The following is a 21,065-nucleotide window of genomic DNA, read 5'->3' as shown; positions in this document are numbered from 1 at the left end:
TGGTCCTATTAGGGTTACCGCATTTATTGTTTAATTTTGACATGTAAAAAATGGTACCAGCACGATTGTTCAAGGCGGGAACCGGGTTATTTTCAGTACCGGGTTCAGACTTTGGCTTTTTTGCCAGCTTATCTTGGTTTTGGTCTTATATTTAGGCGCACCTTGGGCACTAAAACAAACACGCCTTTCTTTTAAATTATTTATTTTATTTGACTTACCTTAAAGGCCTTGATCGTCAGGGTCGCAACGCCTTCGTTTAACCGCCTCTCCCCGAACCTTTGAAACCTTCTGCGTTTTGGCCTTTTCCTGCAGCGCGATTTGCCTTTGGAATGCTTCCGACCCAAATGCCTGGTTTGACCAATCTTCTGGCGCCTTGAACGCAAACTCTTTACGCCATTCTTCGAGCTCAGCATCTGTAATGGGTAAATCGTATGACGGCACGCAAGGCTCGGGATTTGAGGGTCCGCTGTGAAGTTTTCCCGCCAGTTCATCCACCAATTGGAGGTAATTTCGAGCACGACGCTTGCGAGGCATGTATTTGAGAAAATTGATCGGAGGAAAGTCAATGGCCTTCCCACGATCTAATTGGTGTTTGAGATGCCCGGCAGAGCACCATGGGTATGCCGACGATTTCCTGCATAAGCCTGCTTTCACGGGATTGTGCTCGATATAGCACATGACTTTTAACAGACCCATCTCATCCCCGATGATTTTACTGTTGAATCTCGCACCCCACAGGTGCCCTCTGGTTTCTCGGGCGCGGTTGAATGCGGTTGCCGTCCGAAAATTCACCGTTTTCATGAATTCAGAGACATCGGTAAAACGTTTGTAGCAGGCATGCGCTAATTCAGGCTGCCATCGCCTTTTATTGACGTTGATCTCCTGGAGGCGTTCAAATCGACGTCTGAGATCTTCTGGGTCCCTCGGTGGTTTCTTCACCTCAAGGCACAGATGGTAATGATTATCCATGATTACCCATGCGAGAATGTTTACGTAAAAGACGGAGGCCGCCTCTCGAAAAACATCCAGCATAACCTGTTTGAAACCTGGCACATAATCATCACCTAGGTAAAATTCTTGTTGCACGGTTCGGGTCATCACATGGTAATAGGAAATGGGTTTATCGAGCTTGACTCGGGGACGTCGACTCATGCCGAACCTCCCCCGATTTGAAAACCAAGCGAATTTCCGCTGTGTTTGCCAAATCTTGGATGGTGTGCTGCTTTTTGGCTAGAAAAGTTCCGACCGACGATTAAGACCTCGTCAAACTGACAGGTGGGGACTGTCACATCAAAGGTTCGCAGGTTGAACGTGCCAAGAAACCGGCTACCGCTTTCTTGAAAAAATTTAGGTCGGGTGCTCTGGACAAGTCCCTTTATCGAATCTACCCAGATAAACCCGTGTCTTGGGTGCGTATTTTTGAATCGCAAAGAGCTGTTTTTCATTTTTCTCCCTGCGAGGTTTGGCGAAAGCAATTTTAGCAAAAAAAAAACCAGGCCGTGTTTTTTTTCAAACCACCTATCTTTAAGCCAACCTTAATAAAATCACACGCCACACAGAAAACCACACTACTTTCAACCACTTAGGCTTGCCTGTCACTTAGATTCTTAGATTGTCCTTAACGGCAGCGCGCTGTGGCGCAGCGGCACCAACGGAACCGGGGCGGACCGCGCCGTCCTACGCAACAGCGGTTCGTTCGGCATCTACGCGGGCAGCACCCGCCACTGGTCAGCAGGCCAAACCAACAAAACCCAAGTCAACTAGTAATAAAAACCAATAGGGGCGATTCCTTCCGAAAACCTTAGTCAACACCAGCGGCTATCACTCGGGGAGGAATCGCGCTTTTTTTCAGGCGAAAGGAACGGCCACAGGCGCCTTACAACGCCTTACAACGCCTTACAAGGTGACCAGTTACAAGGTGACAGGCAGGAGAAAGAAGCTGGTTTCATTAGGGTTGCCGTATTTTTTGCTCATTGTCGACATGAAAAAAATGGTACCAACACGATTTTTCAAGGCGGGGATCCGGTCATTTTCAGTGCCTGGTTCGGACTTTGGCTTTTGTGTCAGCTTATCTGGGTTTTGACCTTATGAGTAGGCGCACCTCGGGCTCTAAAACAAGCACGTTTTAACGAAAATTCAGCGGCGCCACATCCCGTATTTGCAGGCCTGAAACGTCCAACAGACCGCCCAGGCGCAGACGCGGGGCTTTTCTAAGAAGCGCGATAACTCGCGGTGGTTTTGGCTAAACCTCTGGACTGCAACGGCTAGTGAAAATGCTCACGGCACCCAGTGGGAGCACGTCGTGCGCGACCCCGGCCCGCTCCCCCAAGTCGTTTCGCTCCAGATCTTTAGACACCCCCCCTCGCTCTTATCACGCCTCTAGGTTTTAGTCCCGCGTCTAGCCCGCATTTCTCACAAGGAATTCTGCTACAGGGCAACCGATGCGATTACGAGGGGGCGGCCTTCCGCCTTACTCGGTCGAGCCGCCTTCCCCGTGGCGCTGCTAGGCCGAAAGGTCGGACCCCTGCGCCGTCTCTCGGTCGTCATCCTCTTCGTACTCACAAGGCTTTCTGCTTCTCGCGACGAATCCTTGTGAGAAATGCGGGCTAGTTTTCAAAAAGCAACCTCCTGAAGCATTTTCAGGAAGGGCAGCCGTCTTAACCGCCTGTGTCTCACCTCTCGTTGATAGGCTTACCAAATAGCGAATACCCCTTCACCCAATAGGCTTATCCCGCAAAAGCCACTTCGGCTTCAAGGCTCACAAAGATAAACCAAAGGAAGCGCCGAGGTCGCGACAACGTGACGAAACCTGTTTATCTAAGAAAGTCAGTTTTGCGTTCCAGCCATTGATAAGCCCCTTCAAGGTCAAAGAAATGCCCGCTTTGGCTCTGTTGCCGCAAGGATTTGGGGACCCATTTATCGTACTTCTCAATCGGTGATCCTTCTAAGCGGGCGGCCAGATCTTTTTTGGTCAACCTCGGTCCCGCGAGGTGGGTTTTAATAGCTTGCTTAAACGCCGCCTCCGAACAGTTTCTCACTTCAAGAATACCGTCGTCATTACCGGCCTGGAAGCCCTGTTCCGTCACCAGAATCGCCAAGGCATTCACCACCCGATCACCCAACCATGGAAATACCCATAAGTTGGCACCTGAAACCAGCCAAGGACGATCCGCTAGCTCCCACTCACGAAAACCGCTAACGGCTTCCTCGAAATGGTCACGAGCGACGGCATCAAAATAAACAGGGCACTCACCAGATTCAAACAGGGCAAACATCTCTTGGCGCACCCGGTCATGTACCAACAAGGGATCGCCAAGAAAAAGCGGTGGGCTACCGCCCTTTGCCTTGGTCAGCGTGATCACTTTCTTTTCATCGTCCACCGACTCGATGCGCCAACGTTTGCCCGCGAAAATGATGATCTGATCGACCAGCAGCGGCCCATCCACCGGCACGGTACCCAATACCTTTCCACCCGCTTCCAAGCGGTATTCTTCCGGCGTTTTAAACACCGAAAAAAAGGAATAATGGCCAACCAGGTTTTCTCCTTTGACACCCAACACCAATTGGCCGTCGTGTGTCTGGCTAATCAGCTCATCCTCACCCATGGATCGCAACAAGGCCGCAAAAGCGGCGGGTTCAGTTTCTTGAAACGGCCCCCTCGCGCACAACAAACGATGTAACTGGTCGGCGCGCGCCCCGCCGTATTGGCCAATCACCGCAAGCACCTGATGAACTAAGGTTGAGAAGTGGTTTAGGCCGGTAAGCGGCGGTTCGTACCATTTCTTCAGCAGCAGGCTGATTAAGGCGGCACAACGCATGGTGTGGAACCGCAGCCGGTCCGCCGCGCCACTATCGGCGGTCACTTCCTGCTCCTTAATAAACAACCGCAACACGGCGGCTTCACCCCGCCGGCCGGATCGTCCCAAACGCTGTCGCAAGCTCGCCACCGAATGGGGCGCCGCGACCTGGGCCACGGAATCAACGCTTCCAATATCGATACCCAATTCCAAGGTCATGGTGCACACGGCGGTCGTGGGTAAACGCCCCTCCAGCAGCCGCGCCTCCAATTGCTCGCGCAGCTCCTTGGCCAAATTACCGTGGTGAGGGAAAAATTCGTTGGGCAACGCGTGCACCGCGCAGCGGTCAGCCAGTTCAGCCGCGAAATATTCGGTCCATCGCCGACTGTTGGCAAACACCAAATGGGACTTCCCACGTAAAATCGAAAACAAGTCAGCGACGATTTGATTTTGCACGGTATCGACCGGATTGTCGTCCTCGTCGTGAGGACGATCCGGGATCAGGTAACCGCGCAACTGGATTTTGAGCGAGGACTTTAACGCGGCCGATTCAATAACCGCGGGCTCACAACCAGCTTCGGCCGGCCGCAAACACTTACCCACCATAACCAAATCGCCGAGGGTCGCGCTTAAAGCAACACGGGGAACCTCTTTATCCAGCAGGAAACCCAAACGCGTCAGCAACGACAAAAGCTGGCAGCCACGTTCACTACCAATAAAGGCATGAAACTCGTCAATCACGATGTAACGGAGCGGTGCAAAGGCGGTTTTGAGCCATCCCATTTGATGGATGAGCAAGGATTCCAACGACTCGGGGGTAATCAGCAAAATACCGCGCGGACGTCGTCTCAATTTGGTTTTCAAAGACTTGGGTACATCACCATGCCAGGGGGTAATCTGGAGACCCACGTGTTCGCACAAACTTTCTAATCGCCGATGCTGATCGGTGATCAAGGCTTTTAGCGGGCTAATATACAGCACACCGATCCCTTCCGCGGGCTCTTCGGCCAGACGCGAACATATGGGCAAAAACGCGGCCTCGGTTTTGCCCGAGGCAGTTGCGGCACTGATGACCACATCGCGATCACCGGCGAGGAGCGGATTCACGGCAGCTTCTTGGATATCCCGTAACGCGGTCCAACCCTGCCCCCAAATCCAACGCTGAACGCCCCGATGCAGGCGCGCAAAAGCGGCCGAGTTAGAGTTGGAAGCTGCTGAGTTCATCGTCACCCTGACCGGCCGGTGTGCTGTCCGGCATATCCGACTGAAGCTCGGGTTTCAGTTCCACGCGGCCGATCAGTTCACCCCAATCGAGCTGTTGATCCTGCTCCAGAAGCGACAGCAAATCGACAAACGCCTTAATGGTGTTGCGCGGCGTGCGGAAATAGGCCTCACCAATCCGATTGGCACAATGGCTCAAAAACTGGGTAAGCGCCTCATCCGGCAGCAAGTAATTGGCGGGATCACCGGCGGCAAAAACGTGGCGAATATTGCAAAGCAGCAAGTACAATTCTTCCGGGGTCAGGTTGGCCAGGTGCAGCGCGGTCGCGGAATAGTCGACCACACCGGCCTGGTTGGCGAACCGATTTTCGGCCAAACGCGATTGCAAGGCCTCGTAACTGTAAAGCCCTTTTCGGGGGTCCAAGAGAAATTCCGGCGTCCCCCCCATCAGGAAACCCAAACCTTCCGAACCACCTTGCAGACTATCGTTGAGCATTCTCAAGATTTGCTCGTAGTTCGATTCACGCGCTTTTTTGTTGTTGAGCTTGTAGAGATTCACCATTTCATCCAGGTTCACCAACAAACCCTTGTAGCCGGCTTGGCGAACAAACAGGCTGAGCAATTTGAGTTGGTCGTAAAAACGCGCGTCATCGATAATCACCCGCACACCCAGCTGTTTGCGCGCATCGGTCTTGGTGGAGAACTCGCCCCGCAACCACCGAACCGCATCGTTGGTCAGTTGGTGATTGTCGGTTTCGTGGCCTTCGCGATAGGCTGCGATTACCTTGGCAAAGTCATAGCCGCCCACCAATTCCGACAAATGCTCCAGGCGTTGGTGAATCACGGCTTCAACCTCGCTACCGGTTTGATCCGCTTCCTTGGCGGCCTCGGTTAGGAAGCGCTCGACAATACTGGGCAAGGCGTTGCCGGCAGGTTTGGCGCGGGTAGCAGCGTTTTTCATCAGTTCGGCGAACAGGCCGCGTGCTTGGCCGCCGGTGGCATGCAGCCGTCGATCCGGCGATAAATCGGCATGAACGGTCACCAAACCTTTTTCTTGAGCAATCAGGCGCACCAGCTGCAAAAAGAAACTTTTGCCGGAACCATAAGCCCCAATGATCAAACGAAAGGCGGTGCCGCCGTCCCCGATGCGTTCGATATCTTTTAACATCGCTTCGATTTCGCGACGGCGGCCGACTTGAATGTGCTGGATACCGGCGCGAGGGGTAACCCCGGCCCGCAAAGATTGAATGACGGCGTCGCGCTCGCGGGGACGAATCCGTTTCTTTTTAACTTGCTCCATGGCGTAGCTCCTCTAGTAAATCCTGGTCAACGGTAAGGGTGTCGCCGTGATCCTCAAGCAACGGCGCGTCCAAGGTCGCGAAGGACCATTCATTAATCATTTCCACCGCGCCGTTGCGCATTAACCCATGAGATTTGGCATGGGCCTCAAAGTCCCCACTCGGCCAAGATGCTTGGGTTACAAGCCGGTGAAGCAACGGCCGATAGATGGCATCAAGAGTATTTGCAAATTCTTGCGCAGCAAGGGTATTCGGCGAAGGTTCAGGCCTCATCGGCTTGGTCTTCTCTTCCGTTGTGTCATCACCGAAAAGATCGGAAAGCACCCATTGCACCTGCTCGGTTTCCTCGCGGTGCGCACGCACCAAAGCGGGATCCAAGTGAATGCGCTTGGCTCCAGGCGTCTCATCAACGGGCCGAGGAATGGCATACCCTGTCGCGGCGCCCGCGTTGGCAACAAGCATGGGTTCGCCGGCGCTGGTAAGATCATGCAAATCAGCAATCACTTGATCCTTCTTCAAACCCAAAAAGCCGTAGAACCGCTCCAACAACTTCATTTTCTTGGCACTCATTCCACGCCCCAAATGCGCGTAAACCAACAGCTTTCGCCCGAATTGGTGCTTTTCCTCCAGGGCAATATTTTTCAGACTGACTCGAAGACCCCTTGTTTTTTGTTCGGCTTGGAAACACCAGAGAAAATAGGCCGTCAAACCACGTTTTTCCACGTCACTTAATGTCTGGTGTTCTCGAAGCGCTTGGACAACAGGTCCCGCTATAACATTCGCCAGATCTTGATCAGGCCGGCAAAGCATGGCGGCCATACGAACAAAAGGCACCATTCCTTCAAAATCACGAGAGGGTTCGAAATCAGCGCCAAAACCACCCTCAAACAACAGAAATTGATCCTGGGTAAAGGGTGCAAAAACCGGAAAGCGTGGGTCGGGGGCTATCCCATAACCAAGTAGATCGCATAAATGTGCCAACCGAATGAGCCGCTGCTTCAAAACTTTTTCAAAGACGACCTCACCGAATTCACGGTACAGATCATCAAGGCGAATCATTTGGTACGTTTCTTTGCTTTGAAACCATTGCTGAAGCCGCACCAACACCTCGCGACCCTGCTTAAATTCGGCTGTAAGCTCCGGGGGTAGGTAACTTAAGCCGAAAAGGGAAAAGCCTTTGGCACCTTCACGCCCGAGATAACGGCTGTAAGCATCCAGGTCCTTCAAACAAGATTCAAAGATTGGGTACACCTGAACCCAAGGCTGCCTCAGCTCGGAGGGGTCCGGTAAAGGTGGATGGTGCTCCAGGGAAAGCACATCCACGGCATCATTCATGGGTTCAAGCTCAATCACCAGCGGGGTCCTGCAGGGTTTGACGACCAAACCTTGTCCAAAAGTCGCGTCAAAACGTTGGGTAAACAACTTTCTGAAGGCGACGGGACACCGAACCACGGGCCCCTTTAACCAATGAGGGTTCTCAACCGCAAGCCAGCGCAGCATTGTTTCGCCACGCAGGGGCATCCGTTTACTGATGGTAAACGCCAACTGAATTTGGAATTCACGGGCGCCAATTTGGAAGTTTTCCAATTTGTCGTAAACCGAACAGGTGGACAGATCCCCACCGGCCAAGAGCCAGTCAATCACAAGGAGTTCCGCGGCGCACTCAACAAAGTGGGAATGGGATTGGTATAAGGACATAAGACGAACCAATTCATCAAGAAGCGCATACCGTTCCACGGTACTCACTTCCCCATACAAGCGATCAATCATTAATCGCCGCTCCAACCCGGCCAAAAAAATGGCCAAGCTGTCATTTTGAACATCGGGATCTTTACGCCCACCGGCATTCCATTGCAAAAAAGCCCAGCGCCGTTCCGGGCAAGTATGTTCATACAGTCGATCAACAAAGTAGCCTAATGAAGCCTGTACCCCGGTGGGATCGGCTTTAATCGGCAAAGATGGATTAACAAGACAACCGTCATTTTCATAGTAACTCCGCCCCCGAAGCAGGCTTCCCACATATAAAAACCCGGCTTCAATCACGATCCCTTCTACGGTAACTTTTTCCCCTGGCATCACCCACTTTGCCTTATTTGGCGGATAGGTTGCGGGCAGAATCGGCGCCCGCCTATCTTGGTAGAAGGAAACCTTAAAGTAACCCAGATGTGTCTCAATTTTTGAAGCCGGTTTCGGAGGCTTTTGGGTTCGTTTGGTTGCGATAATGCCCTCCTCAATTCCATCCGGCCCACCTGGATGGCTGAACCTCAATACCGGGTGGATCGGCAGCCACATTTAAGCATTTTTCAGATTAACCGCGCCAACAGATTTGAGCAGGCACGCGCCTCTCACGCATTTTCGGAACACTCAGCCGACACCGACGCCTTGGTGAATTTCCGCGGCAATATCTTGGTCGATGTAAACGGTATCGCCTTCATCTTCAACAAGCGGCGCCTCAACCACGGAAAAAGCCCATTCATTGATCACTTCAACAGCGCCGTTGCGCATCAAACCAAAAGCTTTCACCTGAGCGTCGAAATCGTCACCCAACCAACAGGCTTGGCTCACCAGCCGCTCAAATAATTGTTGGTGGGCGGCATCCAACCCACCCGGGATTGAGGGCGCGAGCTGATCTTTAACAACGGACGCCGGCGGTTCGGTCAATTCCGCCTCTTCTTCCGGCCCGTCTCCGAAAATGTCCTCAAGAACACTTTTGACCTGATGGGTTTCTTCGCGACGCAAGCGCACCAGCTCTTCATTCAAACGGAACCCCTCGACGGGAATATCCTTCTTTTTCGGCGCCGGTACGGCAAGGCCGACGGGCGCATCGGGGCGATTCACGGCTACGGGCTCATGAGCGGCGGCCAAGGCGTGCAAGTCCGTGGTTACCTGTGCCTTGTCGAGACCGAGGGTGGTGTAGAGCTTTTCCAACTGTTTGATTTCTTTTGGGTCAATCACGCCGTCCGCATACGCCACGGTTATGAGAATGTGGCCGACGGCTTCTTTTTGCGATGCGCCCAAGGCGGCCAGGCCGGCCTTGAGCCCCGCGGTTTTTTGAGGTGTGCGCATGCACCAGCTAAGAAACGCGGATAAAGACCGCTTCTCCGTGGGTGTCAAAGCCTCATGATTGGCAACGGTCTTGGCAAGGATTGCTTCCTCAGCGGGCGAAACATCCCCATCGATTTGGCTGACAATGGCACCCAACCGCAGAATCACCACCATCATGCGAAAGTCATCCGAGGGGGCGAAATCCGTACCATGACCTTCTTTGAACAACACAACCTGATCGGTTAATTTGAGATTGCCGACATGGTAGCGCGGGTCCGGTGCCATCCCAAACCCGAGTCGATCAAGAAAACCGGCGAGTCCTTGAACCATTTTCTTGGTGACTTTTTCCGGTGCGGGTTCCTTTAATAGTTGGTACAGGTCCTCAATGGAAATCAACCCCTGTTCGTCCGTCTTTTCAAGCCAGGCTTTGACACGAGCACCCAACGCGGCAAAAGTCTTTTTCCGCCGTAACACGTCAACCGGCAACAAACCCAACGCGGCTAAGCTTTCGGGATCCTGGTTCTTTCGCGCAAGAAAACGACTGTAGGCTTCCAACTCGGTCGTGCAGGATTCAACCAAAAGATGCACTTTTTTCAGCGGGGCTTTGAGCCTACCCGGGTCGGGTAACGGCGTGGGCGGCTTAAAGGTTACAGCTTTTAACCCCGAACTTGCGGGCTGATAGAAAATCTCCAAGGGCGATTTATTCGGCCGAAGCATCATGCCTTCGCCAAACTGTTCCTGATAACGCAGACCGAAAAGCATTCGGAACACTTCGCGACAGCGGCGCGCGGGTGTCCGAAAAGAATAGTCGGGATGATGCCGGTACCAATGGAGCACCATGTCCGCTGAAATGGGTCGTTTTTCCCGAATTAACTTTGCGAGACGTACGTCGAACAACAAGGAATAACCCGGATCGCCCAGGTCAAGATTCGGAGGAATGGGTTTCTCAAAATTGGAAGTAATCCAGTCAAAGGCCAATAATCGTTTGGCATAACTTTGGAAAGAATGATTGTCAGGATAGGCTTTTATCAAACGTTCTACTTCTTCTATGATTGCAACGTATTCTTCTACCGGTAATTCACCTTGTGGTTTATCGACCAATAGCCGTCGCTCCAAACCATAAAAGAAAAGAAAAACATAACCGATATCGATATCCGGTTCAGCTCTTCCAGTCGAGAGCCATCGCAAGTAATGACCGCGCCCGGATGAAGACAAATAACGGTAACTGGGCCAATAATCAATATAATCTTGCCCGCTTTCATAAGCCGACGTGGGCATCCGCACTTTTAGGTTGGGATTAACAACACTTGGCTCATAGCGATAATCTTTCCCTCTTGAAATCCTTTGCGAACCGAAGTAAATGAGCGGATCCCTGATTTCAACACCATGAAACGTCACCAAATCGCCAAGCCCGTACCATTGAACAGCATGATCGTTCCTGGAGGAAACCGGGGACAAATCCGCCTCGTCCTCAATGACTTGGATCTCTATAGAGGCGCCACTCGTCTCAGTCACCTCGTGCTGAGAACGATGCTTCGGCTTCGGTTGCTCCTCAGAAAGGATACTCAGTAAATCCGCCTCGTCCTCAATGACTTGGAGCTCTATCGAGGCGCCACCCCTCTCAGCCACCTCGTGGTGGGAACGACGATTTGGCTTCGGTTGCTCCTCGGAAAGATTGCTCAGTAAATCCGCCTCGTCCTCAATGACTTGGAGCTCTATCGAGGCGCCACTCGTCTCAGTCACCTCGTGGTGGGAACGACGATTTGGCTTCGGTTGCTCCTCGGAAAGATTGCTCAGTAAATCCGCCTCGTCCTCAATGACTTGGATCTCTATCGAGGCGCCACTCGTCTCAGTCACCTCGTGGTGGGAACGACGGTTTGGCTTCGGTTGCTCCTCGGAATAACTTCTCAGCAAATCCGTCTCGTCCTCAATGACTCGGATCGCTATCGAGGCGCCACTCGCCGCCTCAGCCACCTGGCGGTGAGGACGACGATTCGGTTGACGATTCGGCTTCGGTTGCTCCTCGGAATAACTTCTCAGCAAATCCGCCTCGTCCTCAATGACTTGGATCGCTATCGAGGCGCCACTCCTCTCAGCCACCTGGCGGCGAGGACGACGATTCGGTTTCGGTTGCTCCTCGGAAAGACTGCTCAGCATGCGCAGGAAATGTCCCAACATCCGCCACAAAATCACGAGTGCGCTGACAAAAAGAAAAATCACGCCAAAGACAAAAAAGCCAATAACCGCCAATCCGATTAGTAAATCCATTGAACACCTTCCGCTTTCATAACGGGCCCAAAACCAACGAGGCTTCACCAGACGCCTTGCACGCTGACGAAAGCGAAGTCACAAACGAACCGACGATATGAAACCCAAAACACCCATCAAAGCAAAATAGAAAAAGAAAACGAAACCAAAGTTTACGAAAACAAGACTTCGTTTGCAAATTATAAAATTCACTCAGTTTTTATGCTAAACCGAGTCGATAACACGGAGCCAGTTTTCGCGTTCGCCGTGGGCCGGGTCCTCGATCATGGCGCATATTTGCTTGTCGGTTAGGTCCGGGGTCGTGCCTTGCACACCGATGAAGGCCAGGCCCTCGCGTGACTCGCGTAATTGCAGCGCGCCGTGAGCCAGCGCGATGACTTGCTCCCAGGTGACGCGATCCGGGGCTTCCCAATGGAACGGGAACAGCGCGAACCCCAGCGAACAACACAGCGTAAGCGGGGCGTCGGCAACCAGGATCGGACGCTCAACCAGGACGCGGTGCAGGCGTAGGGCCAGCGCCGCCGCGGTGCCGGGAGACGTCTCGTGGGAAACGAGAAGGAATTGGTCGCCACTCCAACGTACCAGGGTGTCGCTCTCGCGCACGGTTTTGCGCAGGCGTTGTGCCACCTCGCGCAGTACCAGGTTGCCGACCTCGTCGCCGTGGATGCGGTTGATTTCGCCGAAGGCATCCAGATTGATCAGGAAAAACCCCAGACCAAAAAGGTCGAAGTCCTCGGTTGTGTCCGAACGTTCGAAGCGGCGCAACACCAGGCTCACGTCCTGATCGATGCGCGTTTCGAAATACCGCGTGCTCTGTAGGCCGGTCAGCGGATCAAGCAGCGCCAGTTCGGAGATTTCACGGGTCGCGGCCGCTAACTCCTTGGCTTGGGCGGCCAAGCGGTCTTCCAACATTTTTTGGCGGCGTTTGTGGCGGGTCCGTTGGCGGTAAAACAAAAAGCCAAACAAGGTCGGCACCAACAACACGGCGACCCCACGCAACACCGGGCTCTGCATCAGCGTCGCGTCCACACGGAAGCGACGGCTGACCGGCGCGGACCACAAGCCGTCGTTATTGCTGCTTTTGGCGCTGAGGACGTAGTCGCCCGGCGCCAAATGGGAGAAAGAAACCCAATGCCTTGCTTGGGGTTTGCTCCAATCCTTCACGATGCGACCGTTGCGGGTCAGCATGGTGCGGTAACGCACGTTGCCGGCGTTGCTGTAGCAGGAAGACGACAGGTAAAAACGCGGCGCATTGTTTTCCGGGGCGAAGGTAACCGGCTCCTCATCAGTTCCTTCGAAGGGGTGCCAGCGCATTTGGTCGAATTCGCTCCAGCTGCCGTGGGTATAGGCGGCGATCCGCGTCAGCGGTTCCACCTCGTTGCGGGGGATGTCACGTGGCTGGATCACGCTCACCCCGCCCATGGTGCAGAACCAGGCGTTGTTGTCCTCGTCGATGACAAATCCCGAGGCGTTGAGTTCGTCGTCAGCCAAACCCTCGCGGTAATCAAAGGAATCGATCACCACATCGTGGGCCAATAAATTGAGGCCGCGATTGGTACCGATCCAGGTCTGGCCCAAGGTGTCGAAACCCACCAGATAAATATCGTCCGAGTTGAGCCCTTGCTCGGTGGATATTTTGCGCCAACCCCCGTCACGCAAGTAAACGGCATGTGCACCCGCCACCCAAACCCGACCCAGTGGATCCTGGAACAAACCGCGCAGCCGGTTCTCCAAGCCTTCCTTCTCCGAATACCACTTGCCCTCGGCGTAGCGCCACAAACCCTGGGTGCGGCCTGCCACCCACAGCGTATGTTCGCTCTCAATCAGGTAATCGACCACGTCAACACCCATGAGTTCGCCAACCGCGGAAAAAGCCAAGGGTTCTTTTTCGGACCGATACAGGCCGGAATTGGTGCCAACGTAGAGATGCTCACCAAAAGCGAAAATGCGGCGCACGTCTTGACGCTTGGGCAAGCCGATCCCATTCAAACACCGCGGCGCACCTTCCCTCGGGATCATCAACAGATCGCCGCCAAAACCCCCGGCCAAAAGATCACCGTCGGCGGTTTCGTAGAAGGTGCGAACGATGATTCCGCAATCCGGGGTCACAACCGCCACGCGGTTATCCAGATGAATCAAGGCGGTGCCGTCTTGGGTTCCAATCAGCACCCGGCCGTCGCTTGCTTGGGCCACCTCACGCACCTGATCGGCAGGCAAACCCTGCTCCCGACCGTAAGCGGTCACCTTGCGATCCGATCCAATATGGGCCAAGCCACCGTTGCGCGAACCAACCCACACGCCGCCACGAAAGGTATCGTGAACCAAATAAAAAGCCTCGCTCGAACCGATACCGTCCTTTGAGGTAAACGACTCAAATTTGACCTTGGGAATCAAGACCATGCCGCCGGAATCGTAACCGCCCCAAAAATTGCCCTCACGGTCAATCAACACGGTGACCAAAGCCTTGCGCGGCAACCCCACCCGCAACCGGCGGGTGCCACCGTCGTCGACAATGATGTAGGTGCCGTCACGCGTACCCACCAGCAATTGACGACCGTTGCCGTCGGCACAGGTAGGCACCAGTTCCGCGGGGGCCTCGTACAACACGCGAAAATGAGCGGGCCCCACCTCCGGGACGGCCTCAAAAACCTGGCTGCCGCTGAGCACGCCCAGACGCTGGTTCGGCGTGGTTACCAAGCCGGCAATAGGCGCGTCGAAACGGTTCACCAAAAAAGGTGCGCGGCGGCCGTCAAAACAAAACAACTGTTCGTCGAGGGAATAAAACAAATCGCTGCCGAGCTGGTGGGTGAAAAACGCAAAGGTGAGCGCGGGATTCACCCCTTCGCCCAACGGGTAACGGGTGTCCGAGCCGAAATCAACCAAGGCCTCGGTTGTCAGTAGCAACAGACGATCCTCGCCACGAATCAGCGCATGAACCCGCGCAGCCAGGGGAATGCGGGTGGCGCGGTTCAGCCCGATCTCAAAAACTTCCCCGTTGGCGGTCAACGCCAAGCGGCGGTCGCCCAACCATGCCACATCGCGAACGGGATGGTTCTCAAAGCCGTTGCCGTGGGAGAAATTCCAGAAATGGCGCCCGTCGAAACGCGACAAACCGGCCAAAGTACCGGCCCACACCTGCCCACTTGGATCCTGACGCAACAAACGCACGGTGTTTTGGGTCAAGCCGTTGCGGGCACCGTAGTGATAGTGAAAAACGGTGCGGGCGTGCAGCAAGGGCACCACCATCAGCCACAAACACCAATACCGTATCAAACCCGCGAACATCGCGTCTCCCCGCGCCGGTCCAGCCGGCAGTCTCCATTGGGTCGCGGAAACGTGCAAAGGGTATCTTTCGCGATACACAACACCCTGTCCAAACCTGAGAGACACGGCAAGCGCGAGAGATTCCAGCTAAAATTCTGAAGCAAAACGGCTTGCCAAATACAACGAGCATTATTACAGACCGTTACAGCCCAGTGGTTTCACCAAAGTCCCCGCAACTCATCGAGCTTCTTACCCAACGTGTGCGATTCGGGTGGATGCAATTGCACAAGGTTCGGTGCAGAACGCGCCGGGGTCGGAACGAAACCGTTTGGAAAAAGCGCACCGGGTCCGCGCGACGCGTACCAGGAAGGTATGGTGAGCATTTTTGCTGCACGTTGCAGCCCAACAGATTGTGCAAGTGCGCCGCCAAGAATCGCTCAAGTTAGGTCTTAGGTTAAAGCGCCCGTTTACCTAATCGGCCACATCCCAAAAAGAATGACCACCAAATAATCCCCCAAGAAAACCCAACTGGGGTATGCCAAGCCTTCGCCTAAAAACAAAAAACCCGCGGCGCCCCCTCGGCACGCACGCGGGTTGTAAAAATCCCTGATCGAAATTTTTCGGTTAATCCAGCCATTCCACCCGGATGGAACTGGCCTGACCGGCACCGATGCGGTTGTCGCCCAAAACGGGGTCGTTGGCCTCAAATACCTCGGAACGACCTTTAAAATGGGCGTCGCGGTACAAGGTCACCCGGCATCCGTGGGGCACTTTGATCGAGAACAACCGATCGTTGCCGAAAGGATGGCGCTTCAGGTTTGCCACATCCTCATAAATGGTTTGGTGGTCACCTTGGAAATTGGGGCGCGCGTACAGGACAATCCCACGTTTACGGGCACGGTCGCGACGTTGCACCCGATCCCGGTAGCGGTTGACCGGTGTGTTGCTGCGTTCAATGCGCAGAGAACGTGCGCGGTCATTGCCCAGGCGGCTCCCATCCAAATCGCCCATGTCCCCATCCACAATCTGGCTGCGACCGCGGAAGTTTGGTTGACCGTACAGGACAACGCGAAATCCGGGCGGGACCCGCAAGGAACTGAGCCGGCGCGGGCCGACTTGGGTATACGCCAAATCACTAACATCGCCGTACAGCAAATCGCTGTGCCCACGGAACTTGCTGTCGGCGTAAATGCGCACGCCGGGCCGTTCCTCTACTTCCAATTGCTGCGCGGGCAAAGCACGCCCGAACACCTTGAGCGAAGAAACGCGATCCAGACCAATGCGGTTATCGCCCAAATCGTCGTCGCTGCTGCTGAAGGTTTCGCTGCGCCCACCGAAATGAACGTGTTCGTAAAGGGTGACGGACAAACCGCGCGGGACCCGAATCGAACGTATGCGGTCATTGCCGATACGGTTATCGCGCAGATCGGGATCGTCGACCTCGATGGTTTCGCGACGACCGGTAAAACCGTAATCGTCAAACAGGGTCACGCCGGCAAACGCTTTGATTTGCAGATTGAGGCCGGGATAGTCCACGCGCATGGAAGAGGCCTCCTTGACACCCAAGCCTGTTCTGGCCAGGTTGGGCGCGTCGCCGCGCAACACCACGGATCGTCCTCTAAAGTGGGCATGCTGGTAGAGCGTGACGGTAACGCCGTTGGGCACACGCACACTACTAATGCGGTCATTACCAATGGTGCTGCCGTCGAAATTGCTCAAGGTCTCGTAATAGTCTTCGCGGTTACCGCGATAACCGGGCTCGCTGAATACGGTGATGGGTTGCGGCGCGTTGCCGATCCACTGGACCTCGGCGGAACTGGCTTGGGCGGCGCCCAAACTGGTGCGACTCAGGTCGCGTTCGCTGTGGTAGAGGACGACGGATTCACCGCGGAACCGGGCGTCGCGGTACAGGGTGACCTGAAAACCGGGCGGTACGTGGACGGAACTGAGGCGGTCGTTGCCGATGGGCGTATCGGAAAAATTGCGCACGCCCTCGTTTTCCACCATGGTCACGCCGCGGAAGCCGCGCTCCCGGTAGAAAATCACATTCTCGTCACCTTGGCGCACGCTGATTTGCGCGGCCAACGGCAAGCAACACAGGGGGATGGAAACAAGGAACAACACCTTCATCAATGGCTTCATCGGAACACCTCCCGATTCAAATTTGCCGGTTACGTTGCAAAGTGGTTGCCACGGTCACGGCGCGCGCGGTGACGGGAACCAAAGCGTGGGATCAATCACGGTCCGTCGCACGATGGATGCAGCAACAAAGGAACGAGGAAAAACGGTTGCTTGTGCAGCATAAACAGGCAGCCGGGCTCTTTCAACCAGAACTGCTTCGCACGCTGCCGCGGCGCTCGGGTACAATGGGTGTACCGCTTGTCGAAATTACGTTTGCAGAGGAGTTCCAGCATGAAAACGCGCGCCGCGATTGCATGGGCGGCCAACAAGCCCCTGGAAATCGAAGAAATTGATTTAGAAGGACCCAAAAAAGGCGAGGTCCTGTTGCGCAATGTCGCCACCGGTGTTTGTCACACCGACGCCTACACCTTGTCCGGGGCCGATCCCGAGGGTCTGTTCCCCTCAATCCTCGGCCACGAGGGCGGCGCGGTCGTCGAGGAAATCGGACCGGGGGTCACCTCGGTTGCGGTCGGCGATCATGTCATCCCCTTATATACACCGGAGTGCAAAACCTGTAACTTCTGCACCTCGGGCAAAACCAATTTGTGCCAATCGATTCGCGCCACCCAAGGCAAAGGTCTCATGCCGGACGGCACCTCGCGCTTTAGCAAAAACGGGCAACCCATTCATCACTTCATGGGAACCTCAACCTTTTCCCATTACACGGTGTTGCCCGAAATCGCGGTCGCCAAAATCCGCAAGGACGCCCCACTGGAAAAAGTATGCCTGCTCGGCTGTGGCATCACCACCGGCATCGGCGCGGTCCTAGAAACGGCCAAGGTCACTCCTGGCTCAACGGTGGCGGTTTTTGGGTTGGGCGGCGTGGGCCTGAGCGTGATCCAAGGCGCGGTGATGGCCAAAGCCGAACGCATCATCGCCATCGACATCAACCCGGACAAATTCACCTTCGCCAAACAATTGGGCGCCACGGACTGCGTCAACCCCAAGGACTACGACCAACCGATTCAGCAGGTGATCGTCGAACTAACCAACGGCGGCGTCGACTACAGCTTTGAGGCGGTCGGCAATGTCGATTTGATGCGCGCGGCGCTAGAGTGCTGCCACAAGGGCTGGGGCGAAAGCATCATCATCGGCGTGGCGGGCGCGGGCCAAGAGATTTCAACCCGTCCCTTCCAATTGGTGACGGGCCGCGTGTGGCGCGGCAGTGCCTTTGGCGGGGTCAAAGGCCGCAGCCGGCTTCCCGGCTACGTGGACCGCTACATGGCCGGCGAGATCAAGGTCGATGAGTTCGTGACCCACGTGATGGGGCTGGAAGACATCAACCACGCCTTCCACTTGATGCACGAGGGCGAAAGCATCCGCTCGGTCATCGTTTTTTAACAGGAACCAAGCAGCGCCCGTGTGGGACGAATCATCGGTTCGTCTCACGCGCGCGAAACCCAACACCCACAAGGTGTTATCTCTATGACAACCGCCCGGTTTTCGGGTGAATCAGCCCTGGGTCCGCGCCCGAGGGTGTGTTAAGCTCTGCGCTTAAGTTTCAGCTTATTCCTCGCGGTCCCCGCGAGAAAAGCGCATAACGCAAGCCGCGCTTGCGTTAGGAGGACCCATTGAGGAGGTACCCCGTGTCCACCGAACTCCAAGAAAGAGAAAGCCGCAAAATGTTCGACGGTTGGTGCCGTTATTTCGAGCACGACGCCGCCACAACGGGCACCAAGATGCGTTTTAGCGTCTATCTCCCGCCCCAACACGAGGGCTGGCAGGTGCCGGTCCTTTATTGGCTCAGCGGTCTGACCTGCACGGAAGAAAATTTTATGATCAAAGCCGGCGCGCAACGTTACGCGGCGGAACACGGTGTGATGCTGGTCGTGCCCGATACCAGCCCACGCAACACCGGCATCCCCGGCGAGGACACCCGCTACGACATGGGTTCCGGCGCGGGTTTTTACCTCAACGCCACCAACGAACCTTGGTCCAAGCATTACCAAATGTACGATTACGTGGCGGACGAACTGCCCAAGATCATAGAAGAACAGTTCAACGCGCGCCCCGACGCGGCCTCGATTTTCGGCCACTCGATGGGCGGCCACGGCGCGCTGGTGCTTTCACTGCGCAACCCCGGCAAGTACCGCTCTGTTTCTGCGTTCAGCCCGATCTGCGCGCCCACCCAAGTTGCCTGGGGCCAACAGGCGTTTAAGAACTACCTGGGCGAAGACACGTCAACCTGGTCCCAATACGACGCGGTGGCACTGCTGGAAAAAGCGGAAAACCCACTGCCGATGTTGGTCGACCAGGGCATGGACGACGAGTTTTTGAAAGAAGGCCTACGCGTCGATCTGTTGGAGGAAGTGTGCCAACGCCGCGGCCACCAACTCAACCTGCGCATGCGCCCCAAGTACGACCACAGCTATTACTTCGTGGCCTCCTTCATCGGAGAGCACATCAGCTACCACGCGGGTCACCTCACCCAAGGCGGCTCGGAAGGGGTTTAACCCACGGGTCCCCGATAACCCAGCCGTGAAGCGCTTCGAAACCGCGCTTCACGGCGGTGGGTCCCCTGAAAAAGGCCACCTGGGCTCTGGGAACATACAAGCACCACCGAAGGCCCGCACGTCGGGAATCCCGGCGTTCAGCGGCCTTCCCGCTTCACGGAAGCTCGGGGAGCGCGCCGTCGGTTTCGTACTGCGCCAAAATGTTTTCGTATTTGGCCAGCTCGTTTTGTTTGTGTTTTTGCCAACGCCAACTGACAAACATCCAGGCCACGTAAAAGGCCACCAGCGCGGTAAAAATCCAGGTGACCCCGTCGTTGGCATAACGGCCGTTTTCCACGGTTTGGTAGAACCAACTGTAGCCGATAATAAACAGCACACAATAGAGGTACACCCAGTTAAGGGTGCGCCGGAGTTTGATGGCGACACGACAGTGCTGGATGGCCGCATCCAAATAGGAACGCGTTTGTTGGTGGTCGATGTCGCCCGCTTGGCGGCGTAACCGGTAATCGGCCACGGTGACGTAGGCCATCATCGGCCCCAAAAAAACCGCGTAGGGCAGGGCCAGCACCAGCGGGGCGTTGGTCATCATGTAGTAGGCCAAATAAGCAAAGGTCAACAACCAGAAGAGGTTGTTGCCGATGACCAGGTTGTTCCAGATTTTGTTAAAGCGCACCCGGCGTTTGATTTTGCCAAGCAAGGCGTGGTCGTCGACCGCAATTTCCGGTTGACGGCTTTGCCAGGCCTCTTGGAGGGAGGACCATTCGTCCTCGGCGAACCATTCTTCGGCAATCTTGGGTTGATCGGGGGGATTCATTGCAGATTCCGGCCCAAACGGCGTCTGGCTCATGAGATCAGCCCCAATTCGCGACGCAGGGCTTTTTTGGCGCGGTTCAGCCGCACGCCGACATTGCTCATCGAGATCCCGAGAATGTCGGAAATATCTTGGTAGGCGGTTCCCTCAAGCGCCAGCGTGATGATTTGCCGTTGGTTAACGGGTAATTTTTGAATGGCTTGCACCAGGCGCACCTCGGGACCACTTTGTTTTTCGATCATTCGCTTTTCCGGGGTCGGCTGGTTGTCTCGCAGCGGGATCAGCGGCTCACCGCCGCGCGGGACCCGCACTTCTTTGGCGACGTGGCTGGCACCACGGTTGTGGGCAATGCGTAGGATAAAGGTTTTTACGGCGGCGTCGCCGCGGAAATTGGCCATGGCCCGCCAGATGGCAATGGCGATTTCCTGATAAAGGTCCTCTTGTAAATGAGGATCGGCTTCATAGGTAGCCACGACCCGTTTCAGGGCCGCCGCGTGCTCATCCAGTATTTTTTGAAAAGCCGCCGGCTCCAAAACGGGTACTCCTCTGCTGGGTCCTTGGGTCGATTGTTTGGCTTTCGATCCAACCTTAACCAATCCGGCGGGGAAACCCAAGCTGTTTGGATGGACAACATGGAAGAGCAAAGCAACGGTCATCGGCAATCATCCTTCGAACAGAGGCGCTGATCCCCATTGCTTACCAAGGCGTCTGCCGTGAAGCGGTAGTC

At 55.1% G+C, this 21,065-nt stretch carries 11 protein-coding genes; 2 read left to right on the top strand and 9 right to left on the bottom strand.

The annotated features are described in order from the left end of the window. Positions 1 to 219 precede the first annotated feature (219 nt). The 7 genes from J3U88_RS07225 to J3U88_RS07195 form a co-directional block, all read right to left on the bottom strand. Positions 220 to 1,152, bottom strand: coding sequence for a transposase (locus tag J3U88_RS07225; protein WP_207857899.1), 933 nt, complete (start codon positions 1,150 to 1,152; stop codon positions 220 to 222). A 1,661-nt stretch (positions 1,153 to 2,813) separates the two neighbouring features. Further along, entirely contained in the window at positions 2,814 to 5,021 is a 2,208-nt protein-coding gene (locus J3U88_RS07220) for a DEAD/DEAH box helicase (RefSeq protein WP_243435843.1), read from the bottom strand. Continuing rightward, positions 4,996 to 6,318, bottom strand: a complete 1,323-nt coding sequence (locus J3U88_RS07215) for an ATP-binding protein (RefSeq protein ID WP_207857896.1) — start codon at positions 6,316 to 6,318, stop codon at positions 4,996 to 4,998. Before J3U88_RS07215 ends, J3U88_RS07220 begins: the two co-directional genes overlap by 26 nt. Then, positions 6,305 to 8,608, bottom strand: coding sequence for a TerB N-terminal domain-containing protein (locus J3U88_RS07210; protein ID WP_207857895.1), 2,304 nt, complete (start codon positions 8,606 to 8,608; stop codon positions 6,305 to 6,307). Before J3U88_RS07210 ends, J3U88_RS07215 begins: the two co-directional genes overlap by 14 nt. Before the next feature lie 72 nt (positions 8,609 to 8,680). After that, entirely contained in the window at positions 8,681 to 11,629 is a 2,949-nt protein-coding gene (locus J3U88_RS07205) for a tellurite resistance TerB family protein (RefSeq protein ID WP_207857893.1), read from the bottom strand. A gap of 204 nt (positions 11,630 to 11,833) precedes the next feature. Continuing rightward, on the bottom strand, positions 11,834 to 14,914 hold the full coding sequence (locus tag J3U88_RS07200; RefSeq protein ID WP_207857881.1) for a ligand-binding sensor domain-containing diguanylate cyclase: 3,081 nt from the start codon (positions 14,912 to 14,914) through the stop codon (positions 11,834 to 11,836). A 603-nt stretch (positions 14,915 to 15,517) separates the two neighbouring features. Beyond that, positions 15,518 to 17,035: a beta/gamma crystallin-related protein gene (locus J3U88_RS07195; protein ID WP_207857879.1), complete on the bottom strand. Its 1,518-nt coding sequence runs from the start codon at positions 17,033 to 17,035 to the stop codon at positions 15,518 to 15,520. Positions 17,036 to 17,305: 270 nt separating this feature from the next. Here J3U88_RS07195 and J3U88_RS07190 point away from each other — a divergent pair, with 270 nt between their 5' ends. Together J3U88_RS07190 and fghA are read left to right on the top strand one after the other, a co-directional pair. Then, positions 17,306 to 18,415, top strand: a complete 1,110-nt coding sequence (locus J3U88_RS07190) for an S-(hydroxymethyl)glutathione dehydrogenase/class III alcohol dehydrogenase (RefSeq protein ID WP_207857878.1) — start codon at positions 17,306 to 17,308, stop codon at positions 18,413 to 18,415. Positions 18,416 to 18,696: 281 nt separating this feature from the next. Then, the gene (gene fghA / locus J3U88_RS07185; protein ID WP_207858226.1) at positions 18,697 to 19,527 is read left to right on the top strand and encodes an S-formylglutathione hydrolase; all 831 of its coding nucleotides are present in this window, start codon (positions 18,697 to 18,699) and stop codon (positions 19,525 to 19,527) included. A gap of 154 nt (positions 19,528 to 19,681) precedes the next feature. On the opposite strand, the gene J3U88_RS07180 is transcribed toward fghA, so the two are convergent. Together J3U88_RS07180 and J3U88_RS07175 are read right to left on the bottom strand one after the other, a co-directional pair. Then, positions 19,682 to 20,341, bottom strand: a complete 660-nt coding sequence (locus tag J3U88_RS07180; protein WP_207857877.1) for a hypothetical protein — start codon at positions 20,339 to 20,341, stop codon at positions 19,682 to 19,684. Positions 20,342 to 20,370: 29 nt separating this feature from the next. Next, a complete protein-coding gene (locus tag J3U88_RS07175; protein WP_207857876.1) occupies positions 20,371 to 20,994 on the bottom strand; it encodes an RNA polymerase sigma factor in 624 nt (207 codons plus the stop codon). Positions 20,995 to 21,065: the final 71 nt, after the last annotated feature.

The organism is Acanthopleuribacter pedis, assembly GCF_017377855.1.
Taxonomy (GTDB): domain Bacteria; phylum Acidobacteriota; class Holophagae; order Acanthopleuribacterales; family Acanthopleuribacteraceae; genus Acanthopleuribacter; species Acanthopleuribacter pedis.
This window is presented reverse-complemented; position numbering and strand designations above follow the sequence as displayed.